This is a genomic window from Comamonas resistens, from assembly GCF_030064165.1.
Classification (GTDB): Bacteria; Pseudomonadota; Gammaproteobacteria; order Burkholderiales; family Burkholderiaceae_C; genus Comamonas; species Comamonas resistens.
The window spans coordinates 110,871-127,630 of sequence record NZ_CP125947.1 but is presented as its reverse complement, the minus strand read 5'-3'; the positions used below and the strand labels follow the sequence as shown (position 1 = coordinate 127,630).

Below are 16,760 nucleotides of genomic sequence, written 5' to 3'. Positions count from 1 at the left end.
TCATCCATGCCCCGCCCGCCAGCCCCTGCCAAGCCTCCCGTCAAAACCGCGCCCGCCAAAGCCGGTCCGGCCGCTGCGGCCAAGACTCTGCCGTTTCCTACCAGCGAGTCCATGCAAAACGTCAGGCCGGCGGTCAAGACAGCCGCAATCAAGACGCCTGCCGTGACGATCCTGCCTGCCAAACCGCCCAGGCACGAAGATGCTCCGGTAGCCGCCATCACCGCCGCTACCGCGCCCCTGCACCAGCCAGGCGACAGCAGCGCCAATGTCTACCCCTTCCACAGCAAGGACAAGCCGCTGCGCAAGCTGTGGCAGCAATGGCAGCCCGGCCAGCCCCAGGACAGTCGCGCTGCACATGAAGCCAAGCCGGGCGCGGTCGATCTGGCGGCCTTTGACCCGTCCGCCAAGCCTTTTTCCCTGGGCAAGGGCAAGCAGCAGGACAAGGAGACGGTGTTCAAGCTCGCCACCGAGCTGGATGAGTTGCAGAACATCTTCTACGCCGACCGACGCTTCAAGCTGCTGGTGATCCTGCAAGGCATGGATGCGGCCGGCAAGGACGGCACGCTGCGCGGCGTGTTCAGCCAGATGACACCTCTGGGCGTGCGCACCGTGGGCTGGAAAGCCCCGACCGAGACCGAAAAGGCACGCGACTATCTATGGCGCATCCATCTGCAGATACCGGCCAGCGGCGAAATCGTGGTCTTCAACCGCAGCCAGTACGAAGACGTGCTGGTGCCCGTGGTCAACCAGTGGATCACGCCCGAGCAGCAGACCCAGCGCTATGCCCAGATCAACGACTTCGAGCGCATGCTCAGCGAGACGGGAACGGTCATCGTCAAGTTCATGCTGCACATCAGCAAGGACGAGCAGCGCCAGCGCCTGCAGGAACGCCTGGACGACCCGTGCAAGCACTGGAAATTTGACGAAGGCGACCTCAAGGTGCGCGCCCAGTGGAACGAATACCAGCAGGCCTATGCCCAGCTGCTGGCCGCCACGCACACGCCCTGGGCGCCTTGGACCATCGTGCCAGCGGACTCCAAGACGCACCGCAATCTGATGATTGCCACCGTGCTGCGCGAGGTTCTGAGCAATCTCGAGCTGAAATATCCGCCCGGCGCACCGGCGCTGGAGAAGATCAAGGTGAAGTAAGCCGGGCTTGCTCGCAAAACAAAAGCGGCTGGCGCTTGTGAAGACCAGGTTTCAAGCACAAAAGGCTTTGTAACCCAGACCCATACAGCGCCATCCGCTCTTGTTTTTGAGAATCAAAACTGCCAGCCCAGGCGGCCCAGTCCTTCAAACTCCACCTCGAAACCATCGCCGGCATTGAGAGGCATGCAGCCGCACCAGGTACCCGTGGTCACCACCGTGCCAGCCGGCACGCTGCCATATTCACGGGCCACATGCTTCAGCCAGTCGCGCAACAGCCAGGCCGGGTCACCCAGGCTGTGCGTGCCGGTAAACCATTGGGCCTCGCCGCCATTGACGGTCACAGCGCATCGTTGTTGCGACCAGTCACGCCCCGAAAGGACGGAAGCAGGCAGCCAGTCGCCCAGCGCCAGCCCGCCATGACATTGGCCATCGGCCAGCAGCGCCAGGGCAGGCGCCTCGAGCCCGTCGCGCCAGCGCACATCCACCCATTCGATGGCCACGGCCACGCCGTCCACCAGCGCCAATGCGCCAGCCTCATCCAGGGCAGCCGCCTGTTCGGCGCTCACATCCCGGCCTATGCGCAGGGCAATCTCGGCTTCGGCACAGCGCAGATTGAAGACGGTCTCGGGCGCAGCGACCTTCGCCAAGCCCAGATGGATGCCGTTCTCGGGCAGCGGCACATGCAGCAAGGCCGCTTCGCGGCTCGCGCCGCCGGACTTCCAGTAGCGCGGCGCACGGTCGGCAGGCCACCAGTCCCAGGCTCTGGCCAGGGCGCGCTGCACGGCGCGGGCGTCATCCTCGCCAGCCAGCAGTGGTGCCAGGTCCGCACCCAGCGCCTGGGGAGCGCCCAGCTTGCGCGACCACCACAGCGCATCGGCCGTGGCGTAGGCATCCTCGGGCAGATCGGAGGCAATCTGCGTCCAGTCAGGCAGCACGTCTTCCTGCTTTTGCAGCTCGGGAGCCAGACCTATGGGCGGAGTGTTGGCAAACGGCGCCGGGCCGCACCAGCCAGTTGAGCAATCTTTATTTTCAGCCATGGAGGGGATGATGGCAAATTTCACCCCGCCGCGTCGGCCGGCGCGGAAAAGGCTTTATGCATCAAATGCATAACCCTGCAAACAACTAGCCTTGGACAGCATTCATCAGTGCGCGCACACTGAGATTCCGGACGGCGAACCGCGAGATTTCGCGCCGCTGCACATCAGTCAACCAGGCTCCCATCATGTCTCAAGCCCATGCGCTGCCTTCCTACCTGAACCCCGATCACCTCGGCCCCTGGGGCAACTACCTGCAACAGGTGGATCGTGTCACCCCCTATCTGGGCTCTCTTGCCCGTTGGGTGGAAACTCTCAAGCGCCCCAAGCGCATGTTGATCGTCGACGTGCCCATCGAAATGGACAACGGCACCATCGCCCACTTTGAAGGCTACCGCGTCCAGCACAATCTGAGCCGCGGCCCCGGCAAGGGCGGCGTGCGTTTCCACCAGGACGTGACCCTCTCCGAAGTGATGGCCCTGTCGGCCTGGATGAGCATCAAGAATGCCGCCGTGAACGTGCCTTACGGCGGTGCCAAGGGCGGCATCCGCGTCGACCCCAAGAAACTGTCGACCGCCGAGCTGGAGCGCCTGACCCGCCGCTACACCAGCGAAATCGGCTTGTTCATCGGCCCTTCCAAGGACATCCCGGCACCGGACGTGAACACCAACGGGCAGGTCATGGCCTGGATGATGGACACCTACTCCATGAACACCGGCGCCACCGCCACCGGCGTGGTCACTGGCAAACCGATTGATCTGGGCGGCTCCCTGGGCCGGGTGGAAGCGACCGGCCGCGGCGTCTTCACCGTGGGCGTGGAAGCTGCCAAGCTGACCGGCCTGAGCCTGCAAGGCGCCCGCGTGGCCGTGCAAGGCTTTGGCAATGTGGGCGGCACGGCTGGCAAGCTGTTCGCCGAAGCCGGCTCCAAGGTGGTGGCCGTGCAGGACCATACCGGCACCATCTTCAACAGCAATGGACTGGACGTGCCGGCCCTGCTCGAACATGTGGGCAACACCGGCGGCGTGGGCGGCTTTGCCGGCTCCGAAGCCATGGACAACGCGGACTTCTGGGCGGTGGACTGCGACATCCTGATCCCTGCGGCGCTGGAAAGCCAGATCACCAAGGACAACGCCGGCCAGATCAAGGCCAAGCTGGTGATCGAAGGTGCCAACGGCCCCACCACCCCCGAGGCCGACGACATCCTCAACGACAAGGGCGTGTTGGTGCTGCCCGACGTGATCGCCAACGCCGGCGGCGTGACGGTCAGCTACTTTGAATGGGTGCAGGACTTTTCCAGCTTCTTCTGGAGCGAGGACGAGATCAATGCCCGTCTGGTACGCATCATGCAGGAGGCCTTTGCCGGTATCTGGGCCGTGGCCCAGGAGCACAAGGTGACACTGCGCACCGCCACCTTCATCGTGGCCTGCAAGCGCATTCTGCATGCCCGCGAGATGCGCGGACTGTATCCATAAGCACCGCCTGAAGTTCTTTATGAACTCCCTCTGAGGCGCTATCGCGTCTTCCCCCTCTCTCTTCGGGAGGGGGTGATGCCCTCGCCGCGAGGCGGCTCTTGCTCGGCATCTCATTGCTGGTTCGCGCCAGTTTTTGCTCGACCAGAACGAAAAAAGCCCTCTGTTTCCAGAAGGCTCTTTTATTGGTTGCGCGAGAAGGATTTGAACCTCCGACCTTTGGGTTATGAGCCCAACGAGCTACCAGACTGCTCCATCGCGCGGTAATTTGTTTCTCTACACAGAGTCTGTGTCGATGGGATGAATTGTAGCGCATATTGGTTCGTCATGCGGAGTAGTTATATAAATGCTTGTCTTTTGTGGTTGTTCACTCTGAGATTTGTCGCCCAGCTGCTTTGGCAAACGGCATTTGCGCCAGAAGTCAGTCGGTATAGTTGCCGCCCATGGCCAAAGACAAAACCACCTATACCTGCAATGCCTGTGGCGGCACCAGCCCGCGCTGGCTGGGCAAATGCCCCAGCTGCGGCGCCTGGAACACCCTGGTTGAAACCGTGGCCGACTCGTCCTCGGGCGGCAAGAACCGCCTGAGCCAGCCCCAGGGCTATGCGGGCCTGGCCAATGCCCAGCCCGTCACCCCGCTGTCGGCCATCGAGGCCCAGGATGTGGCGCGCACGCCCAGCGGCATCGAGGAGCTGGACCGCGTGCTGGGCGGCGGCGTGGTCGAAGGCGGCGTGGTGCTGATCGGCGGCGACCCAGGAATAGGTAAGTCCACACTTCTTTTACAAGCTATGGATGCCTTGCATCGCATTGGTCTGCCCACGCTCTATGTGACAGGCGAGGAAAGCGGTGCCCAGGTGGCTTTGCGCTCGCGCCGACTGGGGCTGGACAACAGCCAGGTCAACGTGCTGGCCGAGATCCAGCTCGAAAAAATCCTGGCCACCGTGGAGGCCACCCAGCCCGCCGTGGTGGTGATCGACTCGATCCAGACGGTGTATTCGGACCAGCTTTCGTCGGCACCTGGCTCCGTGGCCCAGGTGCGCGAATGCGCGGCCCATCTGACGCGTGCGGCCAAAACCACGGGTATCACCATCATTTTGGTGGGCCATGTGACCAAGGACGGTGCGCTGGCCGGCCCGCGCGTGCTCGAGCATATGGTGGACACGGTGCTCTACTTCGAAGGCGATACGCACAGCAACTTTCGCCTGGTGCGCGCCATCAAGAACCGTTTCGGAGCCGTCAATGAAATCGGCGTCTTCGCGATGACGGAAAAAGGCCTCAAGGGCGTGACCAACCCCAGCGCCATCTTTCTGAGCCAGCACAGCGAGCCCGTGCCTGGCAGCTGCGTGCTGGTGACGCTGGAGGGCACGCGGCCCATGCTGGTGGAAATCCAGGCTCTGGTGGACCAAGGCGGCCCCGCAGCTCGGCGGCTGTCCGTGGGCCTGGACCGCGACCGGCTGGCCATGCTGCTGGCCGTGCTCAACCGCCATGCGGGCGTGGCCTGTGCCGATCAGGATGTATTCGTCAATGCCGTGGGCGGCGTACGTATCAACGAGCCTGCAGCTGATTTGGCAGTGATGTTGGCAATCACTTCAAGTCTTAGAGGCAAGGCCTTGCCCAAGGGCTTTATCGCCTTTGGCGAAGTCGGCTTGGCCGGTGAGGTGCGCCCGGCTCCCCGCGGCCAGGAGCGCCTGAAGGAAGCAGCAAAGTTAGGATTCACTATCGCCATCGTTCCCAAGGCCAATGCCCCCAAGAAAGCCATTGCCGGCCTGACCATTCATGCTGTGGAACGCGTGGACGAGGCCATGAATATCGTGCGCGGTATAGGTTAATTTGATAGCTGCTGACGCATGCAGTTAGTGGAGTCCAGACAGGAATTTTCTTGAACTCATTGAACATCAAGCGCTGGCGGCTACTGTTTTGAGAATAGCCTTGTCCCGCAAGTGCCTGGGGCATACGCACTGCCCGCAGGCAACAGGACTGGCCTACGTAAGACAATTAAGCCCATGAATTTACGCAATATTTTGGTCCCTCTAGGCATGATCGTGCTGGTCATTGCTGCACACCGCTCGGCGGGTTGGCCCGGCGTGGCGGCAGTCGTTGGCGGCATCATCATGTGGGTGCTGCTGCATTTCACCCGCCTGATGTCCGTCATGAGGAAGGCATCGAGCCGCCCTATCGGCTATGTCGGTAGCGCCGTGATGCTCAATGCCAAGCTCAAGCCCAAGGTTCCGTTGGTACATGTGGTCGCCATGACCCGTTCCCTGGGTCAGCGTCTGTCTGAAGAGGGGCAGGACCCCGAGATCTACCGCTGGACGGACGGTACCGACTCCCATGTGACCTGCGAATTTGTCAAAGGTCGGCTCATGAAGTGGACGCTCAAGCGCCCCGATGCCGCAGGCAGTAGCACCACGCCTGAACCAGAAACAACAGCTGCACCATCGAGCACCACTGCCCCCTAAAATGGCGAATTCAGGAGACAAGCGCCAGCGTTGAACCCATGCTGGCGACCACTGATTACACAAACCCAAAAGGATGGTTTTATGAGCCCTGTAGTTCCTTCGATGTCCGACCGCGACGGCAAGATCTGGATGGATGGTCAACTGGTGGAGTGGCGCGACGCCAAGATCCATGTGCTGACCCACACGCTGCACTACGGCTGCGGCGCCTTTGAAGGCGTGCGCGCTTATGAGACCGACAAGGGCACGGCCATCTTCCGCCTGGAAGAGCACACCAAGCGCCTGTTCAACAGCGCCAAGATCCTGCGCATGCAGATCCCGTTCACCCAGGAGCAGGTCAATCAGGCACAGGTCGAGGTGGTCAAGGCCAACGGCCTCAAGTCCTGCTATCTGCGCCCGCTGACCTGGATCGGCGACCGCAAGCTGGGCGTGAGCCCCAAGGGCAACAGCATCCACCTGATGGTCGCCGCCTGGGCTTGGGGCGCCTACCTGGGCGAGGAAGGCATGCAGCGCGGCATCCGCACCAAGATTTCCAGCTACACCCGCCACCATGTGAACATCACCATGAGCCAGGCCAAGGCGGTGAGCAACTACACCAACTCCATCCTGGCCAATACCGAAGCGCTGGACGATGGCTACGACGAGGCCATCCTGCTGGACGCCTCGGGCTTTGTGTCCGAAGGCTCGGGCGAGAACATCTTCGTCATCAAGGACGGCGTGGTCTACACCCCCGACCTGTCCGCCGGTGCCCTCAACGGCATCACCCGCAACACCGTGCTGCACATCTGCAAGGACCTGGGCCTGGAAGTGGTGCAAAAGCGCATCACCCGCGACGAGTTGTATATCTCGGACGAGCTGTTCTTCACCGGCACCGCCGCCGAAGTCACACCCATCCGCGAGGTGGACCGCGTGCAGATCGGCGAAGGCCGCCGCGGCCCGATTACCGAAAAAATCCAGTCGGCCTACTTTGACATCGTCAACGGCCGCAACCCCAAGTACGCCCACTGGCTGACCTTGGTGTAAAAATCACACCCCTGAGCGGCTTGACTGCTGTTTCCGGCAGCAAGCCCGCTTCATCAAAATCAAGAGAAAGACACGAGAAATGACCACGAACGCCGTCGTCGAACTGGCCGCCAAAGACCTCAATGCCCAAGGTGGCGTGTTCTGCCCCAGCCCCAAGGCCGATATGAAGCTGTGGAACAGCCACCCCAAGGTCTATCTGGATGTGGCCAAGACCGGCGAAGCCAAGTGCCCATACTGCGGCACAGCCTACCGTCTGAAGGCTGGCGAGGTGTTTGCGGGCGGTCATTGATCCGGTCCCAACTCTCAAGCACCTGGCGACTTCCATAAGTACCCAGGTGCTTTTTCATTTCCGGGCCGCCCCAAGATGAAAATGCCCCTTATTGGAGGGGCTGCCTCACACGCAGGTGTGAGAGCGTAGGGAACCATCTTTCATTTCTGCATTACTAGTGCCCATGCGTATTCTGCATTTCGTCACCGGAGGATTTTCCGGAGCCACCCAGGTTGCCATCGACCTCAGCCTGGCGGCTTTGCATACGCCGGGATACGAAGTCATGCTGGTGCTCAGGCGCAAGCCCAGCACTGATGACGCCAGGGTCGAGAAGCTGCGCCAGCAGGGCCTTCAGGTCCATGTGGTTTCCAACTGGATGCACGCCATCACCGTCTGGGAGTTGCGCAAGGTCATTCGCGGCTTCAAGCCCGATGCGGTCTTTGCCCATGGATTCAGCGACCATATCTGGGGGCGGCGTGCTGCCGCAGCAGAGCAGGTGCCACATATCTTTCATGTGGAACACAATTCCAGAGAGCGCTACACACCGCGCAGACTGCGGCAGGCTCTGGCGCTTGAGCCGCTTACGCAGGCCCATATCGGGGTCTCGGAAGGCGTCAAGACCAGCCTAATCGAACGGGGCTTCCCCCCTGAGAAATGCCTGGCCATTTGCAACGGCATCGACCTGGAGCGTTTTCCACAGTCCACCCAGCCCTTGCGCTGGCAGGAACGCGAACCCGCCATTTACATGGCCTCACGCTTCGCCCGCCAGAAAGACCATGCCAGCCTGATCAAGGCTCTAGGCATACTCAGGCGCCAAGGCTGCACGCCCACCCTCTATCTCGCCGGCGGCGGTAAAAGCGCTCTCAAAGCCAAGGCCGAACAGCTGGTGTCGGAGCTGGGTCTGACACAACAAGTCCGCTTTCTTGGCAACGTTTCCGATCTTCCCCTGCGCCTCTCTCAAACCCAGATCTTTGTGCTTGCTACACATTGGGAAGGCATGCCTCTGGCTCTGGTTGAAGGCATGGCAGCAGGGTGCGCCTGCGTCGTGTCAGATGTGATTGGCGCACGGGAAGTCATCACCCCCGAGGTCAATGGTCTGCGTGTACCGGAGTCCGATCCCGAGGCCCTGGCCCAGGCTCTGAAAAAGCTATTGGATAACCCGGAGCTTGCGCAAAATCTCGGCCTGGCGGCACGCGACCATGCCCTGAATCACTATGGGCGCGAGCATATGTGGCAGCAATATCAAAAACTGCTTCCCGTTAACGCTTGAGCACTTCGGACACATGGGGAGCTTTTGCACAGAAGTTGCCCCAGTTGAGCGCAAGCTTCATTTTGAACTTGCGTATTTTCTGCAGCACGGTTGCCCGCGCCTCTTTCTGTGCCCAGATGCTGCTGACTTCGCTGGTGTCATCCAAGGCGATGACAGAGGGATAGACGCCAAAGATACGCAGCCCGTTCTCAAACCAGAAGCGCAGGTCCACATCCACAGGCCTGTCAAACGGAATGCGCGTCTTCAGCAATTTTTCGGCGCCTGCCCTGCTGACGACATAGCCAGCCGCAAAGCTCGGCACTCGCTGGTAAGAGATCAGTTGCAGGGCCCCCTCGACCAAGGGGCCTTGATTGGCAATCTTCTCCTGCTCACGCCCATAGAGTTTGATCATGTCCCAGCTGCCATCGCTCGGCAGTGCCTTGATCGCGGCCAAAGCCTGCGGCAAGCTGTCCAGTAGTTTGACGTCATCCTCAAAAACCACCAGGGCGGGTTCATTGCTCTGCAGCAGCGACTGCCATGCCTTGAGGTGGCTGCAATAGCAACCCTTTTCTCCATTACCCAATGGCTTGAAGTAACGGCCTCGGCTCTCCGCGGACGAAAAATACCGCCGTTGCTCATCGGCTGGCAAATCTGACCACCACACGGCGGGGAGGCGAGATGCCCTCAGGCCCATCTGCTCTAGCTGAGTCGTCATGCGATCACGACGCTCTACATCCTTGGACAAATTGATAAAAACCACGGGCAATGACGACATACACTTCGGCACTTAAGACAAACCCCGCAGTGTAGTTTGAAGACCATCACCTCGCTGCCACACTCATCCACACCATGACTGCGCATTTACAAACGTCTGCGAAGCCAGATCAACGAAAAATGGCCCGAGGCTTTGCACACGCTTTGGATGCCTCCAGCTTCGCCTTCTTCGCCCTGAGTCTTTGTCTCCCCTCCGGTTACTCATATGGCTCGACAGCTCTGGCTCTGCTCTCCATCGTCGGCTGCGCAGCTTTCCGCGCCAAACAGCCGACAGCAAGAGATACGCGAGTTCTGGTGAGCATGATTTTGATCATGGGCCTGCTTTGGAGCATGTCCTTCGATCGTCTGTTCTCTGCTGCTGGCTGGGGATATGGCACCAAATATGCGCTGGCGGCCCTGAGTCTATGGTATCTCAGCAAGACTGGCGTGCGGCTTTCCGCAATTGTCTGGGGGCTGGCATGTGGAGCCCTGGGCGCACTGGCCATTGCCGCCTATCAGGCTGGCGTTCTCAAAATGCCACGCGTCAGCGGATTCACCAACGCCATTCAATATGGCGGTATTGCCATGTATCTGGGCTTTGCCGCAGTTGCTGTGGCCATCCTCGGACGCTGGGGTAAATGGCAGGCAGCGGCCTTGGGCCTGCTGGGAGCCTGCGGGATCCTGGCCTCTTTTCTTTCGGACTCGCGCGGTTCATGGGTGGTAACGCCGCTGCTGATCGCGGCGATCTGGCTCATGGCCTGGCTTAATGGCTTCAAGAAGCTGGCCAGCATGGCTGCTGCCATCATGGTAGTGCTTGGTGTGCTCATTGCCGTGCCTGCCTATAACAAACTGGAGCAGCGCACCCAGGAGGCAAGCCGGGAAGTCTCTGAATATCTGCAGGACCCTCAAAAATATGCCACCACATCGGTAGGTCAGCGCTTGGAGCAATGGCGTCTGGCCATCCATCTGATCGAGCAACGCCCGATCTCTGGCTGGGGTCTGGCCGGCTACCCCGCAGCCAAGCAGAAGATGGTGGATCAAGGTCTGGCTCACCCGTCCGTGATGGAGTACGGGCACGCCCACAATGAAATCCTCGACATGTGGGTCAAGCGCGGCTTGCTGGGTCTGATTCTGCTGCTGCTTTTCTATGCAGTCCCTGCGATCATCTTCTGGCCTACGCACAAGCGGCTGAATAGGGTGCACGAGGAAATGCGTTCCAAGGCTTTGGCCTTACGCGCAGCCGCAACCCTGCTGCCTCTGGCGTACTTTGGCTTTGGCTGGACCCAGGTCTTCTTTGCCCACAACAGCGGCAATATGTTCTATATCTTCGGCCTGGCCGTACTCTGGGGCGGGATCTGTCGCCTGGAGGCCCAATCCGGCGCTTCGCCTCAAGCCTGATCTCTTGCAGGCAGGCCCAGGGCCAACGCACCCAGCGCGCCCTGAGCCAAGGCAAAAACGCCATAGAGCAAGCCCACGCCAACAGCCAAGGTAGCGGGCACGCCAAACGGAGCCAGTGCGGCAACCGCCGCGGTTTCCCGCGTTCCCCAGCCCCCCACACTGACCGGCAACGCTGCCATCAGAAAAATCGGGGCAATCGCAAAAGCCCACACGGACAGTGGTTGCCACAGACCCAGGGCCAGCGCACCACAGGCCAGCGCAGCGGCCGACAGCAGTTGCACCATGGCCGAGCTCAAACCCTGCAGCCATAGCTGAGGTATGAAGTCAGCCCTTTGCACCGCGTCTTGCAAGGGGGCCAGCCAAGCGCCCGGCAGCTTGACCCATTCCAGATGTACAGCCTTCAGCAGGCCCCATGGCAACAGCAACCACAGCAAGGTGATGAGCAGCAAAGCTGTCCTGAAAAGCGTCACGTCCAAATCCAGCCATGGCGCCAATGTGGCTGCACAAGCTACGGCGCCCAAGCCTCCAATGGCGCACAACATCCAGAGACCGCTGAGCCGATCCAGAATCACCGACAGGCTGCTTGCCGATTTGGACTGTCCGGTCTTTTGCATAGCCAAAGCCCGGTAAACATCACCGCCGACAACCGCCCCTGGTAGAAGCACATTCAGGCCAATGGCCTGGAAATACCAGCGCATGGCTGAGGCCATCGGCATCTCGGCCCCCAGCCAGACAGCCATGGCCCTCCAGCGCCAGGCAGATACTACGTTGGAGGCAATGGCAAACCCAAAGCCCACCAGCAACCACCAGGGATTTGCCTGCTGCAAGCGCCCCCAGAGCTGCACGGGATTGGCGAGATAGATGACAGCGCCCAGCAATGCCAGGCCCAGCATGCCCTTGGCAAATGCTTTGCGGCCTTTGTTCACGATGTGCCGAGCACCGCTTCCGAGGCTTGTGGTTCAGGCGCGGTTTCCACCGCGCCATATTCCTTGGCGTAGTACTGCAAGCCACTGCCCGACTCGTAATAGATACGCGTCAGCAATTCACCGATCAGGCCGGCAGCGATGAACTGCATGCCCATCAGCACCAGCATGACGCCAGCCATCAGCAAAGGGCGCCCACCAATGGATTCGCCCATGATCTTCTCGCCCAGCAGCCACAGCAGAATCAATATGCCCGGCGTCGCCAGCCACAGACCAAGCCCGCCGAACGCATGCAGCGGACGCTGGCGAAAACGCATGAAGAAGACGATGAAGATCAGGTCCAGAATCACCCGGAAAGTCCTATCGATACCGTACTTGGAAACGCCACGCGTACGCGCATGGTGGCGCACGGGAACTTCCGCGATACGCGCACCCGCATCACGCGCCAGCGAGGGGATGAAGCGGTGCAATTCACCATACAGGCGAATGCGGTCGATGATCTCGCGGCGGTAGGCCTTCAAGGCACAGCCGTAGTCATGCAGCTTGACATTCGTGGAGCTGGAGATGAGGCGGTTGGCCAGCACCGACGGCAGACGGCGTGAGAGCGCCTTGTCCTGGCGGTTCTTGCGCCAGCCAGACACCATATCCACATCGGGATCGTTTTCCAGGCGCTCCAGCAGCAGTGGAATATCACCAGGCTCGTTCTGCAAGTCCGCATCCAGCGTCACTACATAACGACCGCGCACCCTGTCGAAGCCGGCCTGCAATGCGCTGGATTGGCCATAGTTGCGCACCAGACACACGGCTCGCACCCATGGGTGCTGTTCCGCCAGTTCCTTCAAGCGCTTGGCGCTGCCATCGGTAGAGCCGTCATCCACGGCAATGAGTTCATAGCTGAGTGGCTGCTGACGCATGGCCTCGTCAATGCGAGCGACCAGATCGGGCAGATTATCGAACTCGTTATAGACAGGGACAACAATGGAAACTTCGGGCTTGGAATCGTGCACGGACGTCATGCTCAGCATTGGAATAACAGTCCACCTATACTAACTGAATACCCTTGGCACGATTTTCGCCGGGCGCCATTCCGGCCTTTCCCTTCAGCCCGAATACAGTGGCTTCATGACCTCCCCAACCAACTATCAGGACTGGCAGCAAAAGCTGTACGCCAAGCCGTGGCTTTGCGTTCTCTTATTGGCCTGCGCGCATATTCTTTCCCGTGTTGCCATCTCTTCCGGCATGAAATGGGACGAATCCGAGCAGATTCTGTGGGCCCAAACTTTATCGCTGGGCTATGGTCCCCAGCCCCCGCTCTACACCTGGCTGCAATGGGTGGTCTGCCAGGTATTGGGCCCATCCGTGCTGGCCTTGGCCGTGCTCAAGCACGGCTTGATTGCACTGACCTATTGCCTGGCATGGCTTGCAGGCAGACAGCTGCTCAATGCCAAAGGCGCCTGGTGGGTGGCGGCCGGCTTGCTGCTGATGCCTCCATTTGGCTGGGATTCGCTGCGCGACCAGACCCATACCGTGATGGTGACGGCCATGACCATGGGATTGTGGTGGGCCGTATTGCGCCAGGTCCGTAGCCCCCAACCTATCAATTTCGTGTTGATTGGCATTTTTTGCGCCTTGGGCATGCTGTCCAAATACAGCTATGCCATGCTGATCGCTGCGCTGTTTGTCGCCTCCATGTCCGTGGGTCAGGTCAGGTCCGCCCTCTTTGCCAAAGGCTGGTGGCTGGCTCCTGTAGTCGGCCTGCTGCTGGTTGCGCCCCATGCATGGTGGCTGGCTTTGCATTGGGGCATGGCGACCACGGAAACCGTGCAGAAAATGTCCATTTCTGCAGAGGTTTCACACCTCAAGGGTTTGGGAAATTTGGGCAAGGCCCTGATTTCGGCAATGGGCTTGTGGCTGATCGCTGTTGGCCTGGGCTATCGCTCCAAGCTCTGGGCCGCTGCCTCGTCTTTGCCTCTGCCTGAGCGCAGTTGGGCTCTTGCCTTGCTGCAGCGCTATCTGCTGCTTGTCATCGCTTGTCTTCTCGGCATGGTGCTGCTGGCAGACGTGACCGACTTCAAACAACGCTGGATGCTTCCACTGGTGGCAATTGCGCCATTGGCTCTCTATGTCTGGCGCCCCGCGCTGCTAGAGCCCGGAGCGGGCAAGGTATTCACCGGCCTGGTCCTGGTTTTTGCCCTGATTTTTCTGCTGATGGCCACGCTGCGCCCCTGGCAGGGCGGACGCAAGAATGACCCAGATGAGTTGAACCACCCGGTCAAAGAACTGGCCGCACAGCTGCGCAGCGCCGGCTATGACGGCCAGGGCGTGATTGTTGGCTCGGATCACATGATCGCTGCCATGCTGCATTCGCAGTTTCCCGCCAGTTATGCACTGGGCTGCACGGATGGCCATCTGCTGCAGCAGTGCCTGGCCCAGGCTCATGCGCCAACCGGGGCACCACTGCTGCTGATCACACGAGCAGACAGGCCCGCCCCCAACTGGTGGGATGGCGTCAAAGCCGTGCTGCCTCAGCATGCCGCGCCCCAGACCCTGAGCATTCCTTTCGAGAAAATGCCCGCCAGCGCAACACCTGCCCAATACCAATATCTCCGGGTCGTACCATGAATCCTGTTTTGATCACCGGCTGCGCCGGCTTTATCGGCATGCATTGTGCCAAGCGCCTGCTGGAGCAAGGCGTGCCCGTTGTCGGTATCGACAACCTCAACAGCTACTACGATGTGGCACTCAAACACGCCCGTCTGGAGCAACTGCGTCCGCATGCCCACTTCCGCTTTGTGGAACTGGATGTGGCTGACCGCCAAGGCATGGCCGAGCTGTTTGCCGAAGCAGTTCCAGCCAAGGTGCTGCATCTGGCGGCCCAGGCAGGTGTGCGCTATTCCATCGACCAGCCCGACGATTACACGGACTCCAATCTGCTGGGGTTTGGAAACATCCTGCAGGGCTGCCGCAAGCACAAGGTCGAGCATCTGGTCTATGCCAGCAGCTCCAGCGTCTATGGTGGCAATACCAGGATGCCGTTTGCCGAAAGCGATGCAGTAGACCATCCCATCAGCTACTACGCGGCCACCAAGAAGGCCAACGAGCTGATGGCACACACCTATTCGCACCTCTATGGAATACCCACCACCGGCCTGCGATTTTTTACGGTATATGGTCCCTGGGGTCGCCCCGACATGGCCTTGTTCAAGTTCACCAAAGCCATCCTCGCAGGTGAAGCCATCGACGTGTATGGCGAAGGCAAGCTGGTGCGCGACTTCACCTATATCGACGATATCGTCGAAGGCATCATGCGCGTGCTGGACAAGCCTGCCACACCTGACTCCAGCTACGACAGCCAGCACCCCAACCCTGGCACCAGCACAGCGCCCTATCGCATCTTCAATATCGGCAACAACTCTCCCACCGTGCTGATGGACTACATCGCAGCCATCGAGACCGCCATCGGCTCCACGGCGCACAAGCGCATGCTGCCCATACAGCCAGGCGATATGCACAGCACATCGGCCGACACCCGGGCACTGCAAGCCTGGGTAGGATTTGCACCAGCCATGCCCGTGATGACGGGCGTGCAGCGTTTTATAGATTGGTACCGCTCTTTTTATCGCGTATGAAAGTCACTGTTTTTGGAACCGGCTATGTCGGTCTGGTGCAAGGAGCCGTACTGGCTGACGTCGGCCACCAGGTACTCTGCGTGGATGTGGATGAAAAAAAGGTTGCGGCACTCAAGGCCGGCCAGATCCCCATCCACGAACCGGGCCTCGATGCTCTCGTCATCAACAACCAGCAACTGGGCCGTTTGCAATTCACCACCGACGCCGCAGAAGGCGTGGCTCACAGTGAGGTGATCTTCCTGGCTGTGGGCACACCTCCCGACGAGGATGGCAGCGCCGACCTCCAATACGTGCTTGCCGTGGCCCGCACGATTGCCCGACATATGGACGGCCCGCGCATCGTCATCAACAAATCGACGGTCCCCGTGGGCACGGCGGACAAGGTCTCGGCCGTGATCGCCGAAGGTCTTGCTCAGCGCGGCGTCCAGCATCCGTTTGACGTGGTCTCCAACCCCGAGTTCCTCAAGGAAGGTGCCGCGCTGGGCGACTGCCAGCGTCCGGACCGCATCATCATCGGTACCAGCAACCCGGCTTCCGAATCCAAGCTGCGCGAGCTCTATGCTCCATTCAACCGCAATCGTGACAAGATCGTGGTAATGGATGTCCGAAGCGCCGAGCTGACCAAATACGCGGCAAACGCCATGCTGGCGACCAAGATCAGCTTCATGAACGAGATCGCCAACCTGGCAGAGAAGCTGGGCGCCAATGTGGAGGCCGTGCGCCGCGGCATTGGCAGCGATCCGCGCATCGGCTACCACTTCATCTACCCTGGCGTAGGCTATGGCGGCAGCTGCTTCCCCAAAGATGTGAAGGCCCTGATCCACACCGCCAAGGAAGTGGAATTCGAGCCCTTGCTGCTCAACGCGGTGGAAGACCGAAACCACGCGCAGCGCAAGGTGCTGTTTGAACGCATCCATGCGTTCTACAACGGCAGGCTCGAAGGCAAGACCATCGCCGTCTGGGGCCTGGCTTTCAAGCCCAACACCGATGACATGCGCGAGGCTCCAAGCCGCAATCTGCTGGAATCACTCTGGGCTGCTGGCGCCAAGGTCAAAGCCTACGACCCCGTGGCCATGAAGGAGGCACGCCGCATTTATGGCGAGCGGATGGATCTTGAACTGGTGGACAGCCCACAAGCTGCCGTGCAAGGTGCCGACTGCTTGACCATCGTGACCGAGTGGCAGGTCTTCCGCGCACCGGACTTTGACCTTCTGGCCGCCACGCTGAACGACAAAATGATTTTTGACGGCCGCAACCTTTACGAGCCAGCCCTGCCTGCCAGCCATGGCCTGGGCTATGTCTCCATCGGTCGCCCCGCCCAGCAACCGCGCTGAAACAAAAATGCCCCCACGCTTACCCACTGGCGTGTGGCCGCTCCCCCGAGGGGCATTTTTGTCTCGGGGCGGCCC

The 16,760-nt window shown here is 60.5% G+C and carries 15 protein-coding genes and 1 tRNA gene; 11 read left to right on the top strand and 5 right to left on the bottom strand.

Annotated features, from left to right (window positions below):
* Positions 1 to 237 precede the first annotated feature (237 nt).
* Positions 238 to 1,149, top strand: a complete 912-nt coding sequence (locus QMY55_RS00575) for a PPK2 family polyphosphate kinase (RefSeq protein ID WP_283489061.1) — start codon at positions 238 to 240, stop codon at positions 1,147 to 1,149.
* 113 nt (positions 1,150 to 1,262) lie between these two features.
* Here the strand turns inward: QMY55_RS00575 and QMY55_RS00570 are convergent, their stop codons facing one another.
* Complete coding sequence (locus tag QMY55_RS00570) at positions 1,263 to 2,186, bottom strand: fumarylacetoacetate hydrolase family protein (RefSeq protein WP_283486787.1); 924 nt, start codon at positions 2,184 to 2,186, stop codon at positions 1,263 to 1,265.
* A 185-nt stretch (positions 2,187 to 2,371) separates the two neighbouring features.
* Here QMY55_RS00570 and QMY55_RS00565 point away from each other — a divergent pair, with 185 nt between their 5' ends.
* Entirely contained in the window at positions 2,372 to 3,655 is a 1,284-nt protein-coding gene (locus QMY55_RS00565) for a Glu/Leu/Phe/Val family dehydrogenase (RefSeq protein ID WP_283486786.1), read from the top strand.
* 183 nt (positions 3,656 to 3,838) lie between these two features.
* Here the strand turns inward: QMY55_RS00565 and QMY55_RS00560 are convergent.
* A tRNA-Met gene (locus tag QMY55_RS00560) sits at positions 3,839 to 3,915 on the bottom strand.
* 180 nt (positions 3,916 to 4,095) lie between these two features.
* Between QMY55_RS00560 and radA the strand changes: the two genes are divergently transcribed.
* The 5 genes from radA to QMY55_RS00535 all read left to right on the top strand — a co-directional run bounded on the left by radA (position 4,096) and on the right by QMY55_RS00535 (position 8,669).
* A complete protein-coding gene (gene radA / locus QMY55_RS00555) occupies positions 4,096 to 5,481 on the top strand; it encodes a DNA repair protein RadA (protein WP_283486785.1) in 1,386 nt (461 codons plus the stop codon).
* A gap of 174 nt (positions 5,482 to 5,655) precedes the next feature.
* On the top strand, positions 5,656 to 6,111 hold the full coding sequence (locus QMY55_RS00550) for a glycerate kinase (RefSeq protein ID WP_283486784.1): 456 nt from the start codon (positions 5,656 to 5,658) through the stop codon (positions 6,109 to 6,111).
* Between the two features lie 81 nt (positions 6,112 to 6,192).
* Positions 6,193 to 7,131, top strand: a complete 939-nt coding sequence (locus QMY55_RS00545; RefSeq protein ID WP_283486783.1) for a branched-chain amino acid transaminase — start codon at positions 6,193 to 6,195, stop codon at positions 7,129 to 7,131.
* A 79-nt stretch (positions 7,132 to 7,210) separates the two neighbouring features.
* Positions 7,211 to 7,420, top strand: coding sequence for a zinc-finger domain-containing protein (locus tag QMY55_RS00540; protein ID WP_158383009.1), 210 nt, complete (start codon positions 7,211 to 7,213; stop codon positions 7,418 to 7,420).
* A 163-nt stretch (positions 7,421 to 7,583) separates the two neighbouring features.
* Entirely contained in the window at positions 7,584 to 8,669 is a 1,086-nt protein-coding gene (locus tag QMY55_RS00535; protein ID WP_283486782.1) for a glycosyltransferase, read from the top strand.
* Here QMY55_RS00535 and QMY55_RS00530 read toward each other — a convergent pair.
* Positions 8,659 to 9,423, bottom strand: coding sequence for a glycosyltransferase family 25 protein (locus tag QMY55_RS00530; protein WP_283486781.1), 765 nt, complete (start codon positions 9,421 to 9,423; stop codon positions 8,659 to 8,661). The two genes, QMY55_RS00535 and QMY55_RS00530, sit on opposite strands and share 11 nt — an antisense overlap.
* 299 nt (positions 9,424 to 9,722) lie before the next feature.
* Here QMY55_RS00530 and QMY55_RS00525 point away from each other — a divergent pair, with 299 nt between their 5' ends.
* Entirely contained in the window at positions 9,723 to 10,799 is a 1,077-nt protein-coding gene (locus QMY55_RS00525) for an O-antigen ligase family protein (RefSeq protein WP_283489060.1), read from the top strand.
* Here QMY55_RS00525 and QMY55_RS00520 read toward each other — a convergent pair.
* Together QMY55_RS00520 and QMY55_RS00515 are read right to left on the bottom strand one after the other, a co-directional pair.
* A complete protein-coding gene (locus tag QMY55_RS00520) occupies positions 10,790 to 11,725 on the bottom strand; it encodes a lysylphosphatidylglycerol synthase transmembrane domain-containing protein (RefSeq protein ID WP_283486780.1) in 936 nt (311 codons plus the stop codon). The two genes, QMY55_RS00525 and QMY55_RS00520, sit on opposite strands and share 10 nt — an antisense overlap.
* On the bottom strand, positions 11,722 to 12,738 hold the full coding sequence (locus QMY55_RS00515; protein WP_283486779.1) for a glycosyltransferase family 2 protein: 1,017 nt from the start codon (positions 12,736 to 12,738) through the stop codon (positions 11,722 to 11,724). The genes QMY55_RS00520 and QMY55_RS00515 overlap by 4 nt, the downstream gene beginning before the upstream one ends.
* Positions 12,739 to 12,844: 106 nt before the next feature.
* On the opposite strand from QMY55_RS00515, the gene QMY55_RS00510 reads away from it, so the two are divergent.
* From QMY55_RS00510 to QMY55_RS00500, 3 genes are read left to right on the top strand one after another with little or no spacing between them, the layout of a single operon-like run.
* The gene (locus QMY55_RS00510) at positions 12,845 to 14,344 is read left to right on the top strand and encodes an ArnT family glycosyltransferase (RefSeq protein WP_283486778.1); all 1,500 of its coding nucleotides are present in this window, start codon (positions 12,845 to 12,847) and stop codon (positions 14,342 to 14,344) included.
* Positions 14,341 to 15,351, top strand: coding sequence for an NAD-dependent epimerase (locus tag QMY55_RS00505; protein ID WP_283486777.1), 1,011 nt, complete (start codon positions 14,341 to 14,343; stop codon positions 15,349 to 15,351). Before QMY55_RS00510 ends, QMY55_RS00505 begins: the two co-directional genes overlap by 4 nt.
* Positions 15,348 to 16,685, top strand: coding sequence for a UDP-glucose dehydrogenase family protein (locus QMY55_RS00500; protein WP_283486776.1), 1,338 nt, complete (start codon positions 15,348 to 15,350; stop codon positions 16,683 to 16,685). Before QMY55_RS00505 ends, QMY55_RS00500 begins: the two co-directional genes overlap by 4 nt.
* Positions 16,686 to 16,760: the final 75 nt, after the last annotated feature.

Coding starts and splice junctions, on each gene's coding strand:
- QMY55_RS00570 (WP_283486787.1), bottom strand. CDS start 2,186: ATGGCTGAAAATAAAGATTGCTCAACTGGCTGGTGCGGCCCGGCGCCG.
- QMY55_RS00565 (WP_283486786.1), top strand. CDS start 2,372: ATGTCTCAAGCCCATGCGCTGCCTTCCTACCTGAACCCCGATCACCTC.
- radA (WP_283486785.1), top strand. CDS start 4,096: ATGGCCAAAGACAAAACCACCTATACCTGCAATGCCTGTGGCGGCACC.
- QMY55_RS00550 (WP_283486784.1), top strand. CDS start 5,656: ATGAATTTACGCAATATTTTGGTCCCTCTAGGCATGATCGTGCTGGTC.
- QMY55_RS00545 (WP_283486783.1), top strand. CDS start 6,193: ATGAGCCCTGTAGTTCCTTCGATGTCCGACCGCGACGGCAAGATCTGG.
- QMY55_RS00540 (WP_158383009.1), top strand. CDS start 7,211: ATGACCACGAACGCCGTCGTCGAACTGGCCGCCAAAGACCTCAATGCC.
- QMY55_RS00535 (WP_283486782.1), top strand. CDS start 7,584: ATGCGTATTCTGCATTTCGTCACCGGAGGATTTTCCGGAGCCACCCAG.
- QMY55_RS00530 (WP_283486781.1), bottom strand. CDS start 9,423: ATGTCGTCATTGCCCGTGGTTTTTATCAATTTGTCCAAGGATGTAGAG.
- QMY55_RS00525 (WP_283489060.1), top strand. CDS start 9,723: ATGATTTTGATCATGGGCCTGCTTTGGAGCATGTCCTTCGATCGTCTG.
- QMY55_RS00515 (WP_283486779.1), bottom strand. CDS start 12,738: ATGACGTCCGTGCACGATTCCAAGCCCGAAGTTTCCATTGTTGTCCCT.
- QMY55_RS00510 (WP_283486778.1), top strand. CDS start 12,845: ATGACCTCCCCAACCAACTATCAGGACTGGCAGCAAAAGCTGTACGCC.
- QMY55_RS00505 (WP_283486777.1), top strand. CDS start 14,341: ATGAATCCTGTTTTGATCACCGGCTGCGCCGGCTTTATCGGCATGCAT.
- QMY55_RS00500 (WP_283486776.1), top strand. CDS start 15,348: ATGAAAGTCACTGTTTTTGGAACCGGCTATGTCGGTCTGGTGCAAGGA.